18 protein-coding genes are annotated in these 15,727 nt (G+C 65.0%); 6 read left to right on the top strand and 12 right to left on the bottom strand.

Features of this window, described 5'->3' with window-relative positions:
- Positions 1-42: 42 nt before the first annotated feature.
- The 8 genes from HND92_RS14170 to grpE all read right to left on the bottom strand — a co-directional run bounded on the left by HND92_RS14170 (position 43) and on the right by grpE (position 7,605).
- Positions 43-630, bottom strand: coding sequence for a UbiX family flavin prenyltransferase (locus tag HND92_RS14170; RefSeq protein ID WP_011806345.1), 588 nt, complete (start codon positions 628-630; stop codon positions 43-45).
- Positions 627-1,025, bottom strand: coding sequence for a putative zinc-binding protein (locus HND92_RS14165; protein WP_015913934.1), 399 nt, complete (start codon positions 1,023-1,025; stop codon positions 627-629). The genes HND92_RS14170 and HND92_RS14165 overlap by 4 nt, the downstream gene beginning before the upstream one ends.
- Positions 1,022-1,540: an SCP2 domain-containing protein gene (locus tag HND92_RS14160; protein WP_172207908.1), complete on the bottom strand. Its 519-nt coding sequence runs from the start codon at positions 1,538-1,540 to the stop codon at positions 1,022-1,024. Before HND92_RS14160 ends, HND92_RS14165 begins: the two co-directional genes overlap by 4 nt.
- A 25-nt stretch (positions 1,541-1,565) precedes the next feature.
- Positions 1,566-2,468, bottom strand: coding sequence for a U32 family peptidase (locus HND92_RS14155; protein WP_088886277.1), 903 nt, complete (start codon positions 2,466-2,468; stop codon positions 1,566-1,568).
- Positions 2,469-2,577: 109 nt separating this feature from the next.
- A complete protein-coding gene (locus HND92_RS14150; protein ID WP_011806341.1) occupies positions 2,578-3,624 on the bottom strand; it encodes a peptidase U32 family protein in 1,047 nt (348 codons plus the stop codon).
- A gap of 190 nt (positions 3,625-3,814) precedes the next feature.
- On the bottom strand, positions 3,815-4,945 hold the full coding sequence (gene dnaJ, locus HND92_RS14145) for a molecular chaperone DnaJ (RefSeq protein WP_135148585.1): 1,131 nt from the start codon (positions 4,943-4,945) through the stop codon (positions 3,815-3,817).
- 95 nt (positions 4,946-5,040) lie between these two features.
- Positions 5,041-6,981: a molecular chaperone DnaK gene (gene dnaK, locus HND92_RS14140; RefSeq protein ID WP_172207906.1), complete on the bottom strand. Its 1,941-nt coding sequence runs from the start codon at positions 6,979-6,981 to the stop codon at positions 5,041-5,043.
- A gap of 87 nt (positions 6,982-7,068) precedes the next feature.
- Positions 7,069-7,605 carry a nucleotide exchange factor GrpE gene (gene grpE, locus HND92_RS14135; RefSeq protein ID WP_011806338.1) on the bottom strand — a complete coding sequence of 179 codons (537 nt, stop codon included), beginning with the start codon at positions 7,603-7,605 and terminating at the stop codon, positions 7,069-7,071.
- Between the two features lie 239 nt (positions 7,606-7,844).
- On the opposite strand from grpE, the gene rpsF reads away from it, so the two are divergent.
- The 5 genes from rpsF (at position 7,845) to dnaB (ending at position 10,905) form a co-directional block, all read left to right on the top strand.
- Positions 7,845-8,222, top strand: a complete 378-nt coding sequence (gene rpsF / locus HND92_RS14130; RefSeq protein ID WP_172207904.1) for a 30S ribosomal protein S6 — start codon at positions 7,845-7,847, stop codon at positions 8,220-8,222.
- A 25-nt stretch (positions 8,223-8,247) separates the two neighbouring features.
- Entirely contained in the window at positions 8,248-8,538 is a 291-nt protein-coding gene (priB, locus tag HND92_RS14125; RefSeq protein ID WP_088886279.1) for a primosomal replication protein N, read from the top strand.
- A gap of 18 nt (positions 8,539-8,556) precedes the next feature.
- Positions 8,557-8,838 (top strand): 30S ribosomal protein S18, encoded by a 282-nt coding sequence (gene rpsR, locus HND92_RS14120; protein WP_011806335.1) that lies wholly within the window; start codon positions 8,557-8,559, stop codon positions 8,836-8,838.
- A 14-nt stretch (positions 8,839-8,852) separates the two neighbouring features.
- Entirely contained in the window at positions 8,853-9,305 is a 453-nt protein-coding gene (gene rplI / locus HND92_RS14115; RefSeq protein WP_011806334.1) for a 50S ribosomal protein L9, read from the top strand.
- A gap of 181 nt (positions 9,306-9,486) precedes the next feature.
- Complete coding sequence (gene dnaB, locus HND92_RS14110) at positions 9,487-10,905, top strand: replicative DNA helicase (protein WP_172207902.1); 1,419 nt, start codon at positions 9,487-9,489, stop codon at positions 10,903-10,905.
- A gap of 71 nt (positions 10,906-10,976) precedes the next feature.
- Here the strand turns inward: dnaB and HND92_RS14105 are convergent, their stop codons facing one another.
- The 4 genes from HND92_RS14105 to HND92_RS14090 all read right to left on the bottom strand — a co-directional run bounded on the left by HND92_RS14105 (position 10,977) and on the right by HND92_RS14090 (position 14,289).
- Positions 10,977-11,342: a hypothetical protein gene (locus HND92_RS14105; protein WP_011806332.1), complete on the bottom strand. Its 366-nt coding sequence runs from the start codon at positions 11,340-11,342 to the stop codon at positions 10,977-10,979.
- Entirely contained in the window at positions 11,342-13,105 is a 1,764-nt protein-coding gene (locus HND92_RS14100; RefSeq protein ID WP_172207900.1) for a PhoH family protein, read from the bottom strand. Before HND92_RS14100 ends, HND92_RS14105 begins: the two co-directional genes overlap by 1 nt.
- Before the next feature lie 155 nt (positions 13,106-13,260).
- Positions 13,261-13,749 (bottom strand): peroxiredoxin, encoded by a 489-nt coding sequence (locus HND92_RS14095; RefSeq protein WP_011806330.1) that lies wholly within the window; start codon positions 13,747-13,749, stop codon positions 13,261-13,263.
- Positions 13,750-13,914: 165 nt separating this feature from the next.
- Complete coding sequence (locus HND92_RS14090) at positions 13,915-14,289, bottom strand: Mth938-like domain-containing protein (protein WP_015913925.1); 375 nt, start codon at positions 14,287-14,289, stop codon at positions 13,915-13,917.
- A gap of 152 nt (positions 14,290-14,441) precedes the next feature.
- Between HND92_RS14090 and HND92_RS14085 the strand changes: the two genes are divergently transcribed.
- Positions 14,442-15,674 (top strand): pyridoxal phosphate-dependent aminotransferase, encoded by a 1,233-nt coding sequence (locus tag HND92_RS14085; RefSeq protein WP_172207898.1) that lies wholly within the window; start codon positions 14,442-14,444, stop codon positions 15,672-15,674.
- The last annotated feature ends 53 nt before the right edge of the window (positions 15,675-15,727 follow it).

Below are 15,727 nucleotides of genomic sequence, written 5' to 3'. Positions count from 1 at the left end.
CAGGCTCCAGCGCTTATCCAGCAAGCGCTAGCAGCTATTGTTTCAGGAGTCCAACGGCAGGCCCTGCCATTGCGGCGCCAGGGCGTGCTCCAGCCCCAGCAGGTCCAGCACGCGGGCCACGCTGTGGTCCACGATCTCGCCCACGCTGGTGGGGCGCTGGTAGAACGCGGGCATGGGCGGGCACACGATGCCGCCCATCTCGGTCACCGTCGCCATGTTGCGCAGGTGCACCAGGTGCAGAGGGGATTCGCGCACCATCAGCACCAGGCGGCGCCGCTCCTTGAGCACCACGTCGGCCGCGCGCGTGAGCAGGTTGTCCGCCAGGCCGTGGGCCACGGCCGCCAGCGTGCGCATGGAGCAGGGCGCCACCACCATGCCGTGCGCGGCGAACGAGCCGCTGGCAATGCTGGCGCCCACGTTGGCGAGGTCGTGCACCACGTCCGCCAGCGCCTCGACGCTGGCGCGGTCCATGTCCAGCTCGTGGCGCAGGTTGCGCCAGCCGGCGTCGGAGACGACCAGGTGCGATTCCACGTTGGGCATGTCCTGCAGCGCCTGCAGCAGGCGTGCGCCATACACGGCGCCGCTGGCACCCGAGATGCCCACGATCACGCGGCGGGGCGGCTGGCTCATGCGGCGGCCTTGGAGCGCAGGGGATGGTCGTGCAGGTCGGCCTGGATGCGCGCCAGCACCTGGGCGGCCTCGGCCGGGTCGAAGTCCTGGTGGTTGCGCTTCTTCACGCCGTATTCATGCAACTGGAAGTGGCGTGCCGGCGTAATGCCGTGGCGCGCCAGGCTGCTTTTCACGCACACCAGGGGGCAGCCGTCGAGCGCGATGATGGGACGGCCCGAGCGCGCCAGCTTGACCAGCTTGGGCACGTCGCCCCCCACGCCAGCGATGCACGACATCTCCGCCACGCCCTCACGGTCCAGCCGCACGGCGACATGGTTGGCCAGCTGCGCGGCGCTGGAGCAGCCGGAGCAGGAATAGACCAGCGGGTGGACATCGCAAGGGGCAGGTTCCGTCACGAACGACCTCCAAAGAAGGGCGCAAGAGGCGGCAATTGTCGCGCAAGCTGCGGGGCCCAGCGCGAGAGCACGGCGCGCGGCGCCCAGTGGCGCGGGTCGAGCACGGGCAGGTCGATGGCGTCCAGCGCGTTCTTGACCACCAGGCCCAGCTCGGTGTCGCCCTCCATCACCAGGCGGCGGTTGAAGAACAGCGTGTCCGGGTCCTGGCGGCGTTGCGCCAGCAGCACGAAGTCCTGCGCATTGGCGCTGATCGCGAGGTCCGGGTTGCCCTGCGGCGCGCTGGGCGCAAAGCGTTGGCCGTTCCAGGTGAAGTCGAAGGCCACGCGCGCGTCGCGCACGCGGATGGACAGGCGCTTGTCCTTGAGCAGGTCCTTCACGTCCTGCGGCAGGTGGCGCGACAGGGCCAGGTTGATGGCCGTAACCAGCAGGACCGAGCCCGGATAGGCGGGCAGACGCGAGAGCACGGCGCCCACGGGGCGCGGCAGGGTGAACGGTGCGGGTGGGGTAGCGGTCATGGCTTGAAGGAGTAAGTGCGGTGGCTCAGGATGTCACGGCGGGCTGCACCAGATCCAGCCCGGGCTTGCCGTGCCAGTAACCGTTGCAGGGGGCCTCGGGCATCAGGGGGCGCATGCGGTCAAGGGCACCTGCATCGGGTTGGGGCGCCTTGCGGGCCGCGTCGAAGGCGGCAATGACCTCTGCCATGTGCTGCGATTGGGGGGACAGGCGCAGCAGTTCCACGCCCAGCGCGCGCAGCGCAGGTACGTCCTGTATGAGGTTGTGCACGCGCGCCGACTGGGTCTGGATGCCGTTGAGCACCAGGAAGCCCTCGCCTTCGCGGGTGGCCAGCAGCTGGCCGTCCGGGTGCTCGATGCAGCGAAAACCGCAGTCGTCCTTGGGCAGGTTGTAGTGGCGTGCCGTGAAGCAGCGCGCCGAGAACGCCAAGGGCATGCGGCCGTAGGCGAAGACTTCGGTCTCCAGCCCCGCGGGTTTGTGCTGCTGCAGCACGGCCAGGTCGGCCTGGCGCATCTCCAATGGCATGACCCAGCGGCTGGCGCCCAGGCCGACCATCCAGTTCAGCGAATCGGCATTGAACAGGTTGAGCTGGGGGCCGGCGACGAAGGCGCGCTTGCCTGCGAGCTGGTGCACGGCGCCCATGTCGTTCGCCTCGATGAGGAATTCCTCGTCCTGGGCGATCTTGTGCATGGCGGATACGTCGGAGGTGGACTCCAGCAGCACCATGGTGGAGAGCACCGCCTGCTTGCCGGCGTCGCGCAGCATGCGTGCGATGTCGATCCAGTCGCTCTGGCGCAGCTCGCGGCGGCGCGAGCACACGGCTTCGCCAAGGTAGACGACGTCCACCGGCGTCTCGGCCATGGCCTGGTAAAAATCAAAAACGGTATCGCGCGGCCAGTAGTACTGCAGCGGGCCCAGGGCTAGTTTCATCTTGATGCTCTCAGTTCTTCAGGGGGCCAAGCGCAGTCCCCGCCGCATAAATCGGCGTGACCCAGGCCCAGGCTGCCGGGCAACGGCACAGGGGGGTGTTCTTCGCACTTCATTTCCAGGGGCGGTGGTAGGCGCCCAGCGTGTGCTGCTGGCCCTCGGCCACCTGGTCCAGGCTGGCCATCCAGGCGGTCTTGGGGCTGTACAGGTGGCCTTGCGCCATGCAGTGGTCGATGGCCTCGCGCCAGACCTTGGTCACCTGGGCCACGTACGCGGGGCTGCGCTGACGGCCCTCGATCTTGAAGGCACGCACGCCCATCTTCACAAGCTTGGGCAGCAGTTCCAGCGTGTTGAGGCTGGTGGGTTCCTCCAGCGCGTAGTAGTTGCTCTCGTCGCCCACGTCGAAGCGGCCCTTGCACAGCGTGGGGTAGCCGGCGTTCTCGCCGTTGCCGTAGCGGTCGATGAGCACGCCATTCAGGCGCGACTCCAGGCCCTTGGGCGTCTCCTGCCAGCGCACGAACTTCGCGGGTGAGCACACGCCGTGCGTGTTGGGCGACTCACCCGTGGCATAAGACGACAGCGCGCAGCGCCCTTCGACCATCACGCACAGGCTGCCGAAGGCGAACACCTCGATCTCCACCGGCGTGCGGTCGATCACCTGGCGCACCTGCTCCAGCGAGAGCACGCGCGGCAGCACGGCGCGCTGGATGCCGAACTGCTGGTGGTAGAAGTTGATGGCGTCGTGGTTGGTGGCCGAGCCCTGCACCGACAGGTGCAGCCGCAGCTGCGGATGGTGGCGCATGGCGTATTGCATAAGGCCGGGATCGGCCATGATCACGGCGTCGATCCCCCAGGCGGCCGCGCGGTCCAGGGCGGCGCGCCAGGGGGCGGGGTTGGCGGCCTGCGGGTAGGTGTTGAGTGCCAGCAGCACCTTGCGCCCGCGCGCATGGGCGTAGGCAATGCCGTTCTGGATGGCCGCCTCGTCAAAGTTCAGACCCGCGAAATTGCGTGCATTCGTCGCGTCGCGCAGTCCGAGGTAGACACAGTCGGCTCCGCCGTCAACGGCCGCCTTGAGTGCAGGCAGGCTGCCGGCGGGGCAGACCAGTTCGGGTGCGGAAGGGATGTCGGGGGAAGTCGGTTGGCGGGCTGGGTCGGTCACGGGGGCGCTCTTTCGGCTGGCTTGTGCGCGGATCGTCTGATCCTGCGCAGGCTGCGTACCTTAGGTCGCGGTGAATACCCATAACCTGATTTTTGTCAACGATGGGCCGGTCGTTCCTGAATAAACAGATCGGGATTGACCAAAGCCCAGGCAAAAAAAGGCCCGCTGTCCGCGGGCCTTGTCCAGGGGGTCAGCTGAAGAAGCTCTTGAGCCGGTCGGTCCAGCTCTCGGTGGACGGCGAATGCTTGGCACCGCCCTTCTTGAGCGACTCGTCCAGTTCCTTGAGCAGCTTGCGCTGGTGCTCGGTGAGCTTGACCGGGGTTTCCACGATGATGTGGCAGTACAGATCGCCGGGGTAGCTGGAGCGCACCCCCTTGATGCCCTTGCCCCTCAGGCGAAACTGTTTGCCGGCCTGTGTGCCTTCGGGGATATCGATGGCCGCCTTGCCCTGCAGCGTGGGCACCTCGATCTCTCCACCCAGCGCCGCGGTGATGAAGCTCACCGGAACCTGGCAGTGCAGATCGTCGCCGTCGCGCTCGAAGATGTCGTGCTTCCTGATGCGGATCTCGATGTACAGGTCGCCCGGCGGCCCGCCATTGGTGCCCGGTTCCCCGTTGCCGGTGGAGCGGATGCGCATGCCGTCGTCGATGCCGGCGGGGATCTTCACCTCCAGCGTCTTTTGTTTCTTGACCCGGCCCTGGCCGTGGCAGGCCGTGCAGGGCTCGGGAATGATCTTGCCCGTGCCGCGGCAGTGGGGGCAGGTCTGCTGCACGCTGAAGAAACCCTGGCGCATCTGCACCGTGCCAGAGCCCTGGCAGGTGCCGCAGGTCTTGGCGCTGGTGCCGGGTTTGGCGCCGCTGCCGTGGCAGGTCTCGCAGCTTTCCCAACTGGGAATGCGGATCTGCGCTTCCTTGCCCTTGGCGGCTTCCTCCAGCGTGATTTCCATCGCGTAGGAGAGGTCGTTGCCGCGGTACACCTGCCGGCCGCCGCGCCCGCGCGCGCCGCCGAACATGTCGCCGAAGATGTCTCCGAAGGCTTCGGCAAAGCCACCAAAGCCCTCGGCGCCACCCATGCCGCCACGCATGTTGGGGTCTACGCCCGCGTGGCCGTACTGGTCGTAGGCGGCGCGTTTCTGTGCGTCGGACAGGATCTCGTAGGCTTCCTTGGCCTCCTTGAACTTCTCTTCGGCAGGCTTGGCAGCATCACCCTGGTTGCGGTCAGGGTGGTACTTCATCGCGAGCTTGCGATAGGCTTTCTTGATCTCATCGTCCGAGGCGTTCTTGGGAACGCCAAGGACCTCGTAAAAATCTCTCTTGGACATGGGCAATCTTCAGGCCGGTTGGGAGCACGAACGCCGCGCGAACCCCGGCTGGCGGGGCCCGACGCGGCGGCTAGGCACGGGATGCGCTGGCGCGATCAGCCCTTCTTGACTTCCTTGACCTCGGCATCCACCACGTTGTCGTCCTGCGCGGCGGCGCCGGCGGAGCCACTGGCGGCAGCTTGCGCACCCGCAGCCTCGGCCCCTTGAGCGGCCTGCGCATCGCCGTACATCTTCTCGCCGAGCTTCTGGCTGGCAGCCATCAGTGCGGTGGTCTTCTCGTCGATGGCGGCCTTGTCCTCGGTCTTGAGGGCAGCTTCCAGGTCCTTGACGGCGGCCTCGATCTTTTCCTTCTCACCGGCGTCCAGCTTGTCGCCGTGCTCGGACAGGCTCTTGGTCACGGTGTGCACGGCGGCCTCACCCTGGTTGCGGGCCTGCACCAGCTCCAGCTTCTTCTTGTCGTCGGCGGCGTTGAGCTCGGCGTCCTTCACCATCTTCTGGATCTCGTCCTCGGACAGGCCGGAGTTGGCCTTGATGGTGATCTTGTTCTCCTTGCCCGTGCCCTTGTCCTTGGCGCCCACGTGCAGGATGCCGTTGGCGTCGATGTCAAAGGTCACTTCGATCTGGGGCGTGCCGCGCGACGCCGGGGGAATGCCTTCCAGGTTGAACTCGCCCAGCAGCTTGTTGGCGCTGGCAATCTCGCGCTCGCCCTGGAACACCTTGATCGTCACGGCGGGCTGGTTGTCCTCGGCCGTCGAGAAGGTCTGCGCGAACTTCGTCGGGATCGTGGTGTTCTTCGTGATCATCTTGGTCATCACGCCGCCCAGGGTCTCGATGCCCAGCGACAGCGGCGTCACGTCCAGCAGCAGCACGTCCTTGCGGTCGCCCGACAGCACCTGGCCCTGGATGGCTGCGCCCACGGCCACGGCTTCGTCGGGGTTCACGTCCTTGCGGGGTTCCTTGCCGAAGAATTCCTTGACCTTTTCCTGCACCTTGGGCATGCGGGTCATGCCGCCGACCAGGATCACGTCGTCGATGTCGGACACGGAGATGCCGGCGTCCTTGATGGCCGTGCGGCAGGGCGCGATGGTGCGCTCAATCAGGTCTTCTACCAGCGATTCCAGCTTGGCGCGGGTCAGCTTGATGTTCAGGTGCTTGGGACCCGAGGCATCGGCCGTGATGTAGGGCAGGTTGATGTCGGTCTGCGCGCTGTTGGACAGCTCGATCTTGGCCTTCTCGGCGGCTTCCTTCAGGCGCTGCAAGGCCAGCACGTCCTTGGACAGGTCCACGCCCTGTTCCTTTTTGAACTCGCCGATGATGTAGTCGATGATGCGCTGGTCGAAGTCCTCGCCGCCCAGGAAGGTGTCGCCGTTGGTGGACAGCACTTCGAACTGCTTCTCGCCATCGACGTCGGCGATCTCGATGATGGACACGTCGAACGTGCCACCACCCAGGTCATACACGGCGATCTTGCGGTCGCCCCTGTCCTGCTTGTCCAGGCCGAAAGCCAGCGCGGCGGCGGTAGGCTCATTGATGATGCGCTTCACATCCAGGCCCGCGATACGGCCGGCGTCTTTGGTGGCCTGGCGCTGGGCGTCGTTGAAGTACGCGGGAACCGTGATCACGGCCTCGGTCACCGGCTCGCCCAGGAAGTCCTCGGCGGTCTTCTTCATCTTGCGCAGCACTTCCGCGGAGATCTGCGGGGGGGCCAGCTTCTGGCCGCGCACTTCCACCCAGGCATCGCCGTTGTCGGCGCGGGTGATGGTGAAGGGCATCAGGTCGATGTCCTTCTGCACTTCCTTTTCCTCGAACTTGCGGCCGATCAGGCGCTTGGCGGCGTAGATCGTGTTCTTGGGGTTGGTCACGGCCTGGCGCTTGGCCGAGGCGCCGACCAGAATCTCGCCGTCTTCCTGGTACGCGACGATGGACGGCGTGGTGCGCGCGCCTTCGCTGTTCTCGATCACGCGCGTGTTGTTGCCTTCCATGATGGCCACGCAGCTGTTGGTGGTGCCCAGGTCAATACCGATGATTTTTCCCATGTTTTTCTCCGTGATGTCTGAAATGGCTGGATAGCCAGTAACTTGTGGATAACTTGCCCGTCTTCAAGCGGCGGTGCTGAGATTTATTTACTTGGGCGCGGCCACCGTGACCAGCGCAGGGCGCAGGACGCGGTCAAAGATCAGATAGCCCTTTTGCAGCACGCTCACGACGGTGTTGGCTTCCTGGTCGGCGGGCACCATGCTGATGGCCTGGTGCTGGTGCGGGTCGAACTTGGTGCCGGCCTCGGGGTTCACGATGACCACCTTGTTGCGCTCCAGCGCCGACATCAGTTGGCGCAGGGTGGCGTCCGAACCCTCGCGCAGTTGCTCGGCCGTGGCGTTCTCGATGGCCAGGGCGGCGTCCAGGCTGTCGCAGACAGGCAGCAGGCTTTCGGCGAAGCTCTCGATGCCGAACTTGCGGGCCTTGGCTACCTCATCCTCCGCACGCCGGCGGGCATTCTCGGCCTCGGCCTTGGCGCGCAAAAATTGATCGGCCAGGTCGGCGCTCTTGGCTTTGAGCTCGGCCAGTTCGCCCTGCAGGCGGTTCAGTTCGTCGGCGGCATTGGCGGACATCGCCGCTTCAATCTCTTCAGGAGAGGGAGGGGGATTCTGGTTCTCGGACATGTCGACTCGGGTTGAATTGGAATGCTTGTGCGCGCCAGTTAGGGGCGCATCCGCGGTTTTCAAGCGCGAATGGTGCAAATGGCGTTCTTTGCGTGCAACGCGGGGGCGTTGGCGTGCCGCGTGCGGGAGTGTGGACGGTGCGCAGTGTACAAGGTGAGCGCGCGTTGCTATAATCTCGCGCTTTGCCTTGCCACACCGCTACACGACGCGGCGGGTGGTGTCATCCAAAAGGAGTTTGCATGCGTCACTACGAAATCATTTTGTTGATCCATCCGGATCAGAGCGAACAGGTTCCGGCCATGCTGGAGCGCTACAAGGGCATGATCGTTGCCGGCGGCGGCCAGGTGCACCGTGTGGAAGATTGGGGTCGCCGTCAACTGGCTTATCTGATCAGCAAGCTGGCCAAGGCCCACTACCTGTGCCTGAACATCGAAGCCGACCAGGCTGTGATGGCCGAACTCGAGCACGCCTTCAAGTTCAACGACGCCGTGCTGCGTCACCTGACGGTGCAGAAGAAGAAGGCCGAAACGGGCGCGTCCTCCATGATGAAGACCGTCGAGCGCGAAGAAGCACGCAAGGCCAGCCAGGCCGAGTTTGCCGCTTCGAACGAGCGCTGATCGACCAGCCTGTCAGTCAGGAGGTGTGAACAACCATTGGGTCCTGACAGCCTGTATCGCCGAGGTCCAGCCTCTGCGCTACACGCCCGCCGGCCTGCCGGCGCTGGATATACGACTCGAGCACGAGTCGCTCCAGCGGGAAGCCGGGGCGGATCGGCAGGTCAAGGCCAGCGTGAAAGCCCTCGCATTTGGCGCTCTTGCGGAGCGCCTGGCCCGGCAAGCACTGGGAAGCGTCTGGAAGTTCCAGGGCTTCTTGGCCACGGGGCGCGGCGGCAAGGGATTGGTGTTCCACATCCAGGATATTCAACAAGATTAATTTTCAAGAGGTCCGAAAATGGCCACGTTCAAGAAATTCAACAAGGACAAGCGCCCGAAGCGCAACACCCAGTCGCTGCTGTTCAAGCGCAAGCGCTTCTGCCGCTTCACGGTCGCAGGCGTCGAAGAAATCGACTACAAGGATGTCGACACCCTGCGTGACTTCATCGCCGAGAACGGCAAGATCATCCCCGCGCGCCTGACCGGCACGCGCGCGATCTACCAGCGCCAGCTCAACACCGCCATCAAGCGCGCCCGCTTCCTGGCCCTGTTGCCCTACAGCGACCAGCACAAGATCTAAGGAGCACGATTACCATGCAAATCATCCTGCTCGACAAGGTCGTGAACCTCGGTAACCTCGGCGAGATCGTCAAGGTCAAGGACGGTTACGCCCGCAACTTCCTGATCCCTACGGGCCGCGCCCGCCGCGCCACCGAAGCCGCCAAGGCCGAGTTCGAGGCCAAGCGCGCCGAACTTGAAAAGGCCGCCGCCGAGAAGCTGGCTGCCGCCCAGGCACAAGGCGAAAAGCTGGCCGGCACCACCGTCAAGCTGACGCAAAAGGCTGGCGTGGACGGTCGTCTGTTCGGCTCCGTGACCAACCATGACATCGCCGAAGAGCTGAACAAGCAAGGCTACAACGTGGTGAAGTCGCAAGTCCGCCTGCCCAACGGCCCGATCAAGGTCGTGGGCGACAACACCGTCACGGTGGCCCTGCACACCGACGTGGCCGTTGAAGTCACCGTGTCCGTCTACGGCGAAACGGCCTGATCGGTTCACACCCTGGCTCTGCCATACAAAGCCGCCCTTGGGCGGCTTTTGTTTTTTCACCCGCACCTGTGCACCTGCTGCCCACTGCCTTTGCACGCCTTATCCACAGAGTTGTGCAATGACGGGCGTGGCACCGCCCGCTAGCATCGTCTGCTTGCCCTCCTGAAAGCCCCTGAGTCCCATGTCTGCCGTTGTGCCCACCCTTCCTGACGGTTATGCCGTCCCATCGCTGGATCGCGAGGTGGCCCAGTTGCGCGTTCCGCCCCATTCCATCGAGGCAGAGTCCAGCGTGCTGGGCGGCCTGTTGCTGGACAACATGGCGTGGGACCGCGTGGGTGACCTGCTGGTGGATGGCGATTTCTACCGCCACGAGCACCAGCAGATCTACGCCGCCATCGGCGCGCTGATCAACGCCAGCAAGCCTGCGGACGTGATCACGGTCTACGAGCATCTGCAGGGCATGGGCAAGGCCGAGGAGATCGGCGGGCTGGCCTATCTGAACAGCCTGGCGCAGTACGTGCCCAGCGCCAGCAACATCCGCCGCTACGCAGAGATCGTGCGCGAGCGCGCCATCCTGCGCAAGCTGGTGACCGCCAGCGACGACATCGCCACCAACGCCTTCAATCCCCAGGGCCGGCCGGTGGAGCGCATCCTGGACGAGGCTGAGCAGAAGATCTTCGCCATCGGCGAAGAGGGCTCGCGGATGAAGCAGGGCTTCCAGTCGCTCGATTCGCTCGTGATCGACCTGCTGGACCGCGTACAGGAGATGGCCGACAACCCCATGGACGTGACCGGCGTGCCCACGGGCTTCGTCGACCTGGACCGCATGACCAGCGGTCTGCAGGCAGGCGACCTGGTGGTGCTCGCGGCGCGCCCTTCCATGGGCAAGACCTCGTTCGCGGTGAACATTGCCGAGCATGTGGCGCTCAACGAGGGCCTGCCGGTGGCCATCTTCTCGATGGAAATGGGCGCCGCCCAACTGGCGGTGCGTATCGTGGGCTCGATCGGGCGCGTGAACCAGGGCAACCTGCGCACCGGCAAGCTCAGCGACGAGGAGTGGCCGCGCCTGACCGAAGCCATCGAGCGGCTGCGCACCGTGAGCCTGCACATCGACGAGACGCCGGGCCTGACCCCATCCGAGCTGCGCGCCAACGCGCGCCGCCTGGCGCGCCAGTGCGGCAAGCTCGGCCTGATCGTGGTGGACTATCTGCAGCTCATGAGCGGCTCGGGCAGCAACAGCTCCGACAACCGCGCCACCGAGCTGGGCGAGATCTCGCGGGGCCTGAAGATGCTGGCCAAGGAGCTGCAGTGCCCGGTGATCGCGCTGTCGCAGCTCAACCGTTCGGTGGAGCAGCGCACCGACAAGCGTCCCATGATGAGTGACCTGCGCGAATCGGGCGCCATCGAACAGGACGCGGACATCATCATGTTCATCTACCGCGACGACTACTACAACAAGGAGTCCAAGGAGCCGAACATTGCCGAAGTCATCATCGGCAAGCAGCGTAACGGCCCCACGGGCACGGTGAAGCTGTTCTTCCAGAAGAACCAGACGCGCTTTGAGAACCTGGCGGTGGGCGCAGGTGACGATTACTATTAAGAGTCAAAAATGGCTCTAGCGCTTACTGGGTAAGCGCTAGCAGCTATTTATTTAATAGTGATTGAGCGGTCTCAACGCGACAGTGCCCAGGCGAGCAGCGCCAGCGTGCATACGCCGAGCCCGCAGACGGCGAGCAGCAGGTGCAGGCTGCGCCGGCGCAACCCATCGACGGCGCGCACCAGTTGGGCGTTCTGCTCGGCCAGCGATTTGATCAGCGCGGCGGACGCGCGCTGGTCTTCCTCCAGCTGGGCCATCCGCGCTTGCAGTACTGCCAGTTGATCGGGCGTGCTGTCGATCCGCTGCGCGGGCGCCTCGGGCGGCGGCGCCTTGCGCGTGTTGCTGATGAGTTTGCGCGCGGCCTGCATGATCTGGGGCGTGGCCTCGATCACGTCGCCCCAGGGCACAAGCTTCAGCGCGGACATCCAGCCCACGGCCATCAGAGCACCTCGCTGGCGAAGTCGGCCAGGCGCGAGCGCTCGCCGCGCGCGAGCAGGATATGCCCGCTGTGCGGCCAGCCCTTGAACCGGTCCACCGCATAGGTCAGGCCGGAGGAGCCTTCCGTGAGATAGGGCGTGTCGATCTGTGCCAGGTTGCCCATGCAGATGATTTTGGTGCCGGGGCCCGCGCGGGTGACCAGCGTCTTCATCTGCTTGGGCGTCAGATTCTGCGCCTCGTCGATGATGACGTACTTGTTCAGAAAGGTACGCCCGCGCATGAAGTTCATGCTCTTGATCTTGATGCGGCTGCGGATCAGCTCATTGGTGGCCGCGCGGCCCCACTCGCCAGCATTGCCCCCGTCGCCCTTGGCAAGAAATTCCAGGTTGTCGTCCAGCGCGCCCATCCAGGGGCCCATCTTTTCTTCCTCCGTACCGGGCAGGAAGCCGATGTCCTCGCCCACGCTCACCGTGGCGCGGGTCATGATGATCTCGGTATAGCGGCGCTCGTCCAGCACCTGGGTCAGGCCCGCGGCCAGCGCCATCAGCGTTTTGCCGGTGCCGGCCGTGCCGGTCAGCGTCACGAAGTCCACGTCGGGGTCCATGAGCAGGTTCATGGCGAAGTTCTGCTCGCGGTTGCGGGTGTTCACACCCCAGACCGTATTCTTGGACGAGCCGTAGTCCTTGAGCGTCTCCAGCACCGCCGTCTTGTCCCGGATCTCGGTCACGCGCGCATACAGGCTGGGTTCGCCCGGCGCCTCGAAATACACAAACTGGTTGATCATCAGCTGCGCCACCACGGGGCCGCTGATGCGGTAGTACATGTGCACGCCGCTCTGCCAGCTTTCGACGTTCTTGCCGGCCTTGGTCCAGAAGTCCGTTGGCAGCGCAAGGCTGCCCGAATAGAGCAGGTCGCCGTCTTCCAGCGTCTTGTCGTTCTGGTAATCCTCCGCGACCAGGCCCAGGGCGCGCGCCTTCACGCGCATGTTGATGTCCTTGGACACCAGCACCACCTCGCGCGGCGCATGCAGCTTGCGCAGCGCTTCCACCACGCCCAGGATCTGGTTGTCGGCCTTGCCCTGGGGCAGGCTGGAGGGCAACTGGTAGTTCAGGGGGGCGGTCTGGAAGTACAGGCAACCGCCGGCGGCGCGCTGGCCCGTGGAATCCAGGCGCAGGCCCAAGGCCATGTCGGCGCTGCCATGGGCTGCCGCCAGCGCATCCAGCGTACGGCTGGCCTGGCGGCCGTTGCGGGCCACTTCGGTCATGCCCTTCTTGTGGCCGTCGAGTTCCTCCAGCACGATCATTGGCAGGAAGATGTCGTGTTCTTCGAAGCGGAACAGGCTCGTGGGATCGTGCAGCAGCACGTTGGTGTCGAGCACGAACATTTTCTTCGGCCCGGCAGCACGCTTCTTGCGCAGTGCAGCGTCCGGTGCGGCGCGCGGCGCGGCAGCCGGGGGCACTGCGGTGACGGGGGGCCTCATGCGCACTGCGCCCTCATCCGCAGGGCGTGCGCGCGAATGGGCGGGTGCAGCAGATACCCCTGCTTTGGTCGAGCGGCCTGCACCGGATGGGATGGCGGTATCAGGTGCGGCGGCTTTCTTGGCGGCGCTGGTCTTGGTGGCCGCGCGCTTGCGAGTGGGAGCGGCCGCTGTAGCGGGCGGGGCCGCGGAAGCCTCCGCGGCCTCGTCATCCTCGAAAACCGTCATGCGATAGGCGTCTGGTTTGAGCAGGGCGGCGCGCTGGGTCGGGGCGGGGGGCAGGGGCATTGCAGGGAGCCTTGAGGAAAGTAACGTTCAAAAAGCACAAAGCCGCCTAGGAGACCGAGGCGGCTTTGGATTGCGGGGAGCGTGTTGCGTTTCTCAGCAGCATTGACCCATTATGCATGCTCCCCGTGACGGCCCACGGTAGAGCCGTCAGGTGTTCAGGCGGCTTTCTTGACAGGGGCTTTGATCGCCTTCACGGCCTTCAATACCTCGTCCACATGGCCGGGTACCTTCAGGCCGCGCCATTCCTGCACCAGAATGCCTTCGGGATTGACGAGGAAGGTGCTGCGCTCGATGCCCTTGACCTTCTTGCCGTACATGATCTTGTTCTTCACTACGCCGAACATGTGGCACATCTTCTCTTCGGTGTCGGCGATCAGCTCGAAGGGCAGCTCCAGCTTTTCCTTGAAGTCGTCATGCGACTTCATGTTGTCGCGCGACACGCCGAAGACCACGGCACCGGCCTTCTCGAAATCCTTGAACTTGTCGCGGAACTGCATGGCCTCGGTGGTGCAGCCCGGGGTGTTGTCCTTCGGGTAGAAATACAGAATCAGAATCTGGCCCTGGTGCGAGACGTTGGAAACCTTGATTCCGCCAGTCGCGTTGGCTTCAAATTCAGGAAGGGGTTTGTTGACAACGATCGCCATGGCACTTCTATCTCTCACGAATTAGTCGAAGAAAAGCCGGGGGAGTGGGGGTGTACTCTTTTTTGGGTGGTGCCCCCGACCGCAACAGGCTATTTTACCCCGAAACCCCCTCCAGGAGAACCGGCCGCACTGGCACCCGGATACAGCGACAGGGGAAATCTGCCGTTACTCGGTTTCCAACAGCAGGGCTGCGACCACGTTGCGCCCTTCGCCTGCCAGGACGTTGTAGGTCCGGCAGGCGGCCTGGGTGTCCATGGTTTCCAGGCCGATGCGCCGCGCCATCAGTGGCTGCAACCAGGCGGGCGGTGGAAAGCGGTTGCGCAGGCCGCTGCCGAAGATCACCACCTCGGCGTCCAGTTCGGCGAGTTGCGCGAAGTGCGCGGCAGTCAGGTCCTCGAAGCGGCGGCAGTTCCAGGCGATGCGCTGGCCGCGCGCACCGATGATGACGCTCTCGGTCACCCGATCGGCGTCCACGCCGATCCAGTCCGGCCCGTAGGCGGTGATGGACTGGGTATCGGGGCGTTCGGGCTGGAATTTCATGGGCGTTGCGGAGGCTGCCCGCACCCTGCGCGGTTGTGCGGCGGCCGGGGCCGTGGGTGGAACTGTGGTCAAATTATAGGTTTCACCGAGGCGCCCTGCGCCCGGCGGGGCCGCAGCCCCACTTGTGCCCCTCTCCTCACGCCTGCCCGCACATGAAGCCCATCCGCAAATCCGCCAAGCTCAACAATGTTCTCTACGATGTCCGGGGCCCCATCGTGGACGCGGCCAAGCAGATGGAGGACGAGGGCCAGAAGATCATCAAGCTGAACATCGGCAACCTGGCGCCGTTCGGCTTTGACGCGCCCGAGGAGATCCAGCAGGACATGATCCGCAACCTGCCCAACTCGGCGGGCTACTCGGACAGCAAGGGCATCTTTGCGGCGCGCAAGGCCGTGATGCACTACAGCCAGCAGCAGGGCGTGGCCGGCGTGACGCTGGACGATATTTACCTGGGCAACGGCGCGAGCGACCTGATCACCATGGCCACCAACGCGCTGCTCGACGACGGCGACGAGCTGCTGGTGCCCGCACCCGACTATCCGCTGTGGACGGCGGCGGCCAGCCTGTCGGGCGGTCGGCCTGTGCACTACCTGTGCGATGAAGACAACGGCTGGATGCCCAGCCTGACGGACATCCGCGCCAAGATCACCTCGCGCACGCGCGGCATCGTGGTCATCAACCCCAACAACCCCACGGGCGCGCTGTACTCGGACGAATTGCTCAAGGGCATCGTGCAGATCGCGCGCGAGCACAACCTGGTGCTGTTTGCCGACGAGGTGTACGACAAGGTGCTGTACGACGGCGTCAAGCACACGGCCATGGCCAGCCTGTCGACCGACGTGGTCACGCTCACCTTCAACTCGCTCTCCAAGGCCTACCGCTCCTGCGGCTACCGCGCCGGGTGGATGGTGATCTCGGGCGACAAGACGGCCGCGCGCGACTACATCGAAGGCATCAACATGCTGGCCAACATCAAGCTCGGCTCCAACGTGCCGGGCCAGTGGGCCATCCAGACCGCGCTGGGCGGCTACCAGAGCATCAACGACCTGGTCAAACCCGGCGGGCGCCTGTGCCGCCAGCGTGACCTGGCCTACGAGCTGATCACCGCCATCCCCGGCGTCACCTGCGTCAAGCCGCAGGCGGCGCTGTACATGTTCCCCCGCCTGGACCCCGAGATGTACCCCATCGCGGACGACCGCCAGTTCTTTATGGAAGTGCTGCGCGCCACGCGGGTCATGCTGGTGCAGGGCTCGGGCTTCAATTACCCCGACAACCAGCACTTTCGCATCGTGTTCCTGCCGCACGAAGACGACCTGCGCGAGGCCATCGGCCGGCTTGCGGGCTTCCTGGCCGCCTACCGGCAGCGCCACGCCAAGGCGGCGTGAACTTCATTTTTGATAGCTGCCGGCGCCCGTCAATAGGGCGCTGGGGCCTTTTT

It is taken from the genome of Diaphorobacter sp. JS3050 (assembly GCF_013154915.1).
Taxonomy (GTDB): Bacteria; Pseudomonadota; Gammaproteobacteria; order Burkholderiales; family Burkholderiaceae_C; genus Diaphorobacter; species Diaphorobacter nitroreducens.
The sequence above is the reverse complement of the archived record's forward strand: the minus strand, read 5'-3'. Positions and strand labels throughout refer to the sequence as shown.

What these genes read in the sequence shown, in the direction of transcription:
- HND92_RS14155 (WP_088886277.1), bottom strand. Translation starts at nt 2,468, where the DNA reads ATGAAACTAGCCCTGGGCCCGCTGCAGTACTACTGGCCGCGCGATACC.
- HND92_RS14105 (WP_011806332.1), bottom strand. Translation starts at nt 11,342, where the DNA reads ATGGCCGTGGGCTGGATGTCCGCGCTGAAGCTTGTGCCCTGGGGCGAC.
- HND92_RS14160 (WP_172207908.1), bottom strand. Translation starts at nt 1,540, where the DNA reads ATGACCGCTACCCCACCCGCACCGTTCACCCTGCCGCGCCCCGTGGGC.
- dnaJ (WP_135148585.1), bottom strand. Translation starts at nt 4,945, where the DNA reads ATGTCCAAGAGAGATTTTTACGAGGTCCTTGGCGTTCCCAAGAACGCC.
- dnaB (WP_172207902.1), top strand. Translation starts at nt 9,487, where the DNA reads ATGTCTGCCGTTGTGCCCACCCTTCCTGACGGTTATGCCGTCCCATCG.
- rplI (WP_011806334.1), top strand. Translation starts at nt 8,853, where the DNA reads ATGCAAATCATCCTGCTCGACAAGGTCGTGAACCTCGGTAACCTCGGC.
- HND92_RS14090 (WP_015913925.1), bottom strand. Translation starts at nt 14,289, where the DNA reads ATGAAATTCCAGCCCGAACGCCCCGATACCCAGTCCATCACCGCCTAC.
- grpE (WP_011806338.1), bottom strand. Translation starts at nt 7,605, where the DNA reads ATGTCCGAGAACCAGAATCCCCCTCCCTCTCCTGAAGAGATTGAAGCG.
- HND92_RS14095 (WP_011806330.1), bottom strand. Translation starts at nt 13,749, where the DNA reads ATGGCGATCGTTGTCAACAAACCCCTTCCTGAATTTGAAGCCAACGCG.
- dnaK (WP_172207906.1), bottom strand. Translation starts at nt 6,981, where the DNA reads ATGGGAAAAATCATCGGTATTGACCTGGGCACCACCAACAGCTGCGTG.
- HND92_RS14085 (WP_172207898.1), top strand. Translation starts at nt 14,442, where the DNA reads ATGAAGCCCATCCGCAAATCCGCCAAGCTCAACAATGTTCTCTACGAT.
- HND92_RS14100 (WP_172207900.1), bottom strand. Translation starts at nt 13,105, where the DNA reads ATGCCCCTGCCCCCCGCCCCGACCCAGCGCGCCGCCCTGCTCAAACCA.
- rpsF (WP_172207904.1), top strand. Translation starts at nt 7,845, where the DNA reads ATGCGTCACTACGAAATCATTTTGTTGATCCATCCGGATCAGAGCGAA.
- HND92_RS14170 (WP_011806345.1), bottom strand. Translation starts at nt 630, where the DNA reads ATGAGCCAGCCGCCCCGCCGCGTGATCGTGGGCATCTCGGGTGCCAGC.
- rpsR (WP_011806335.1), top strand. Translation starts at nt 8,557, where the DNA reads ATGGCCACGTTCAAGAAATTCAACAAGGACAAGCGCCCGAAGCGCAAC.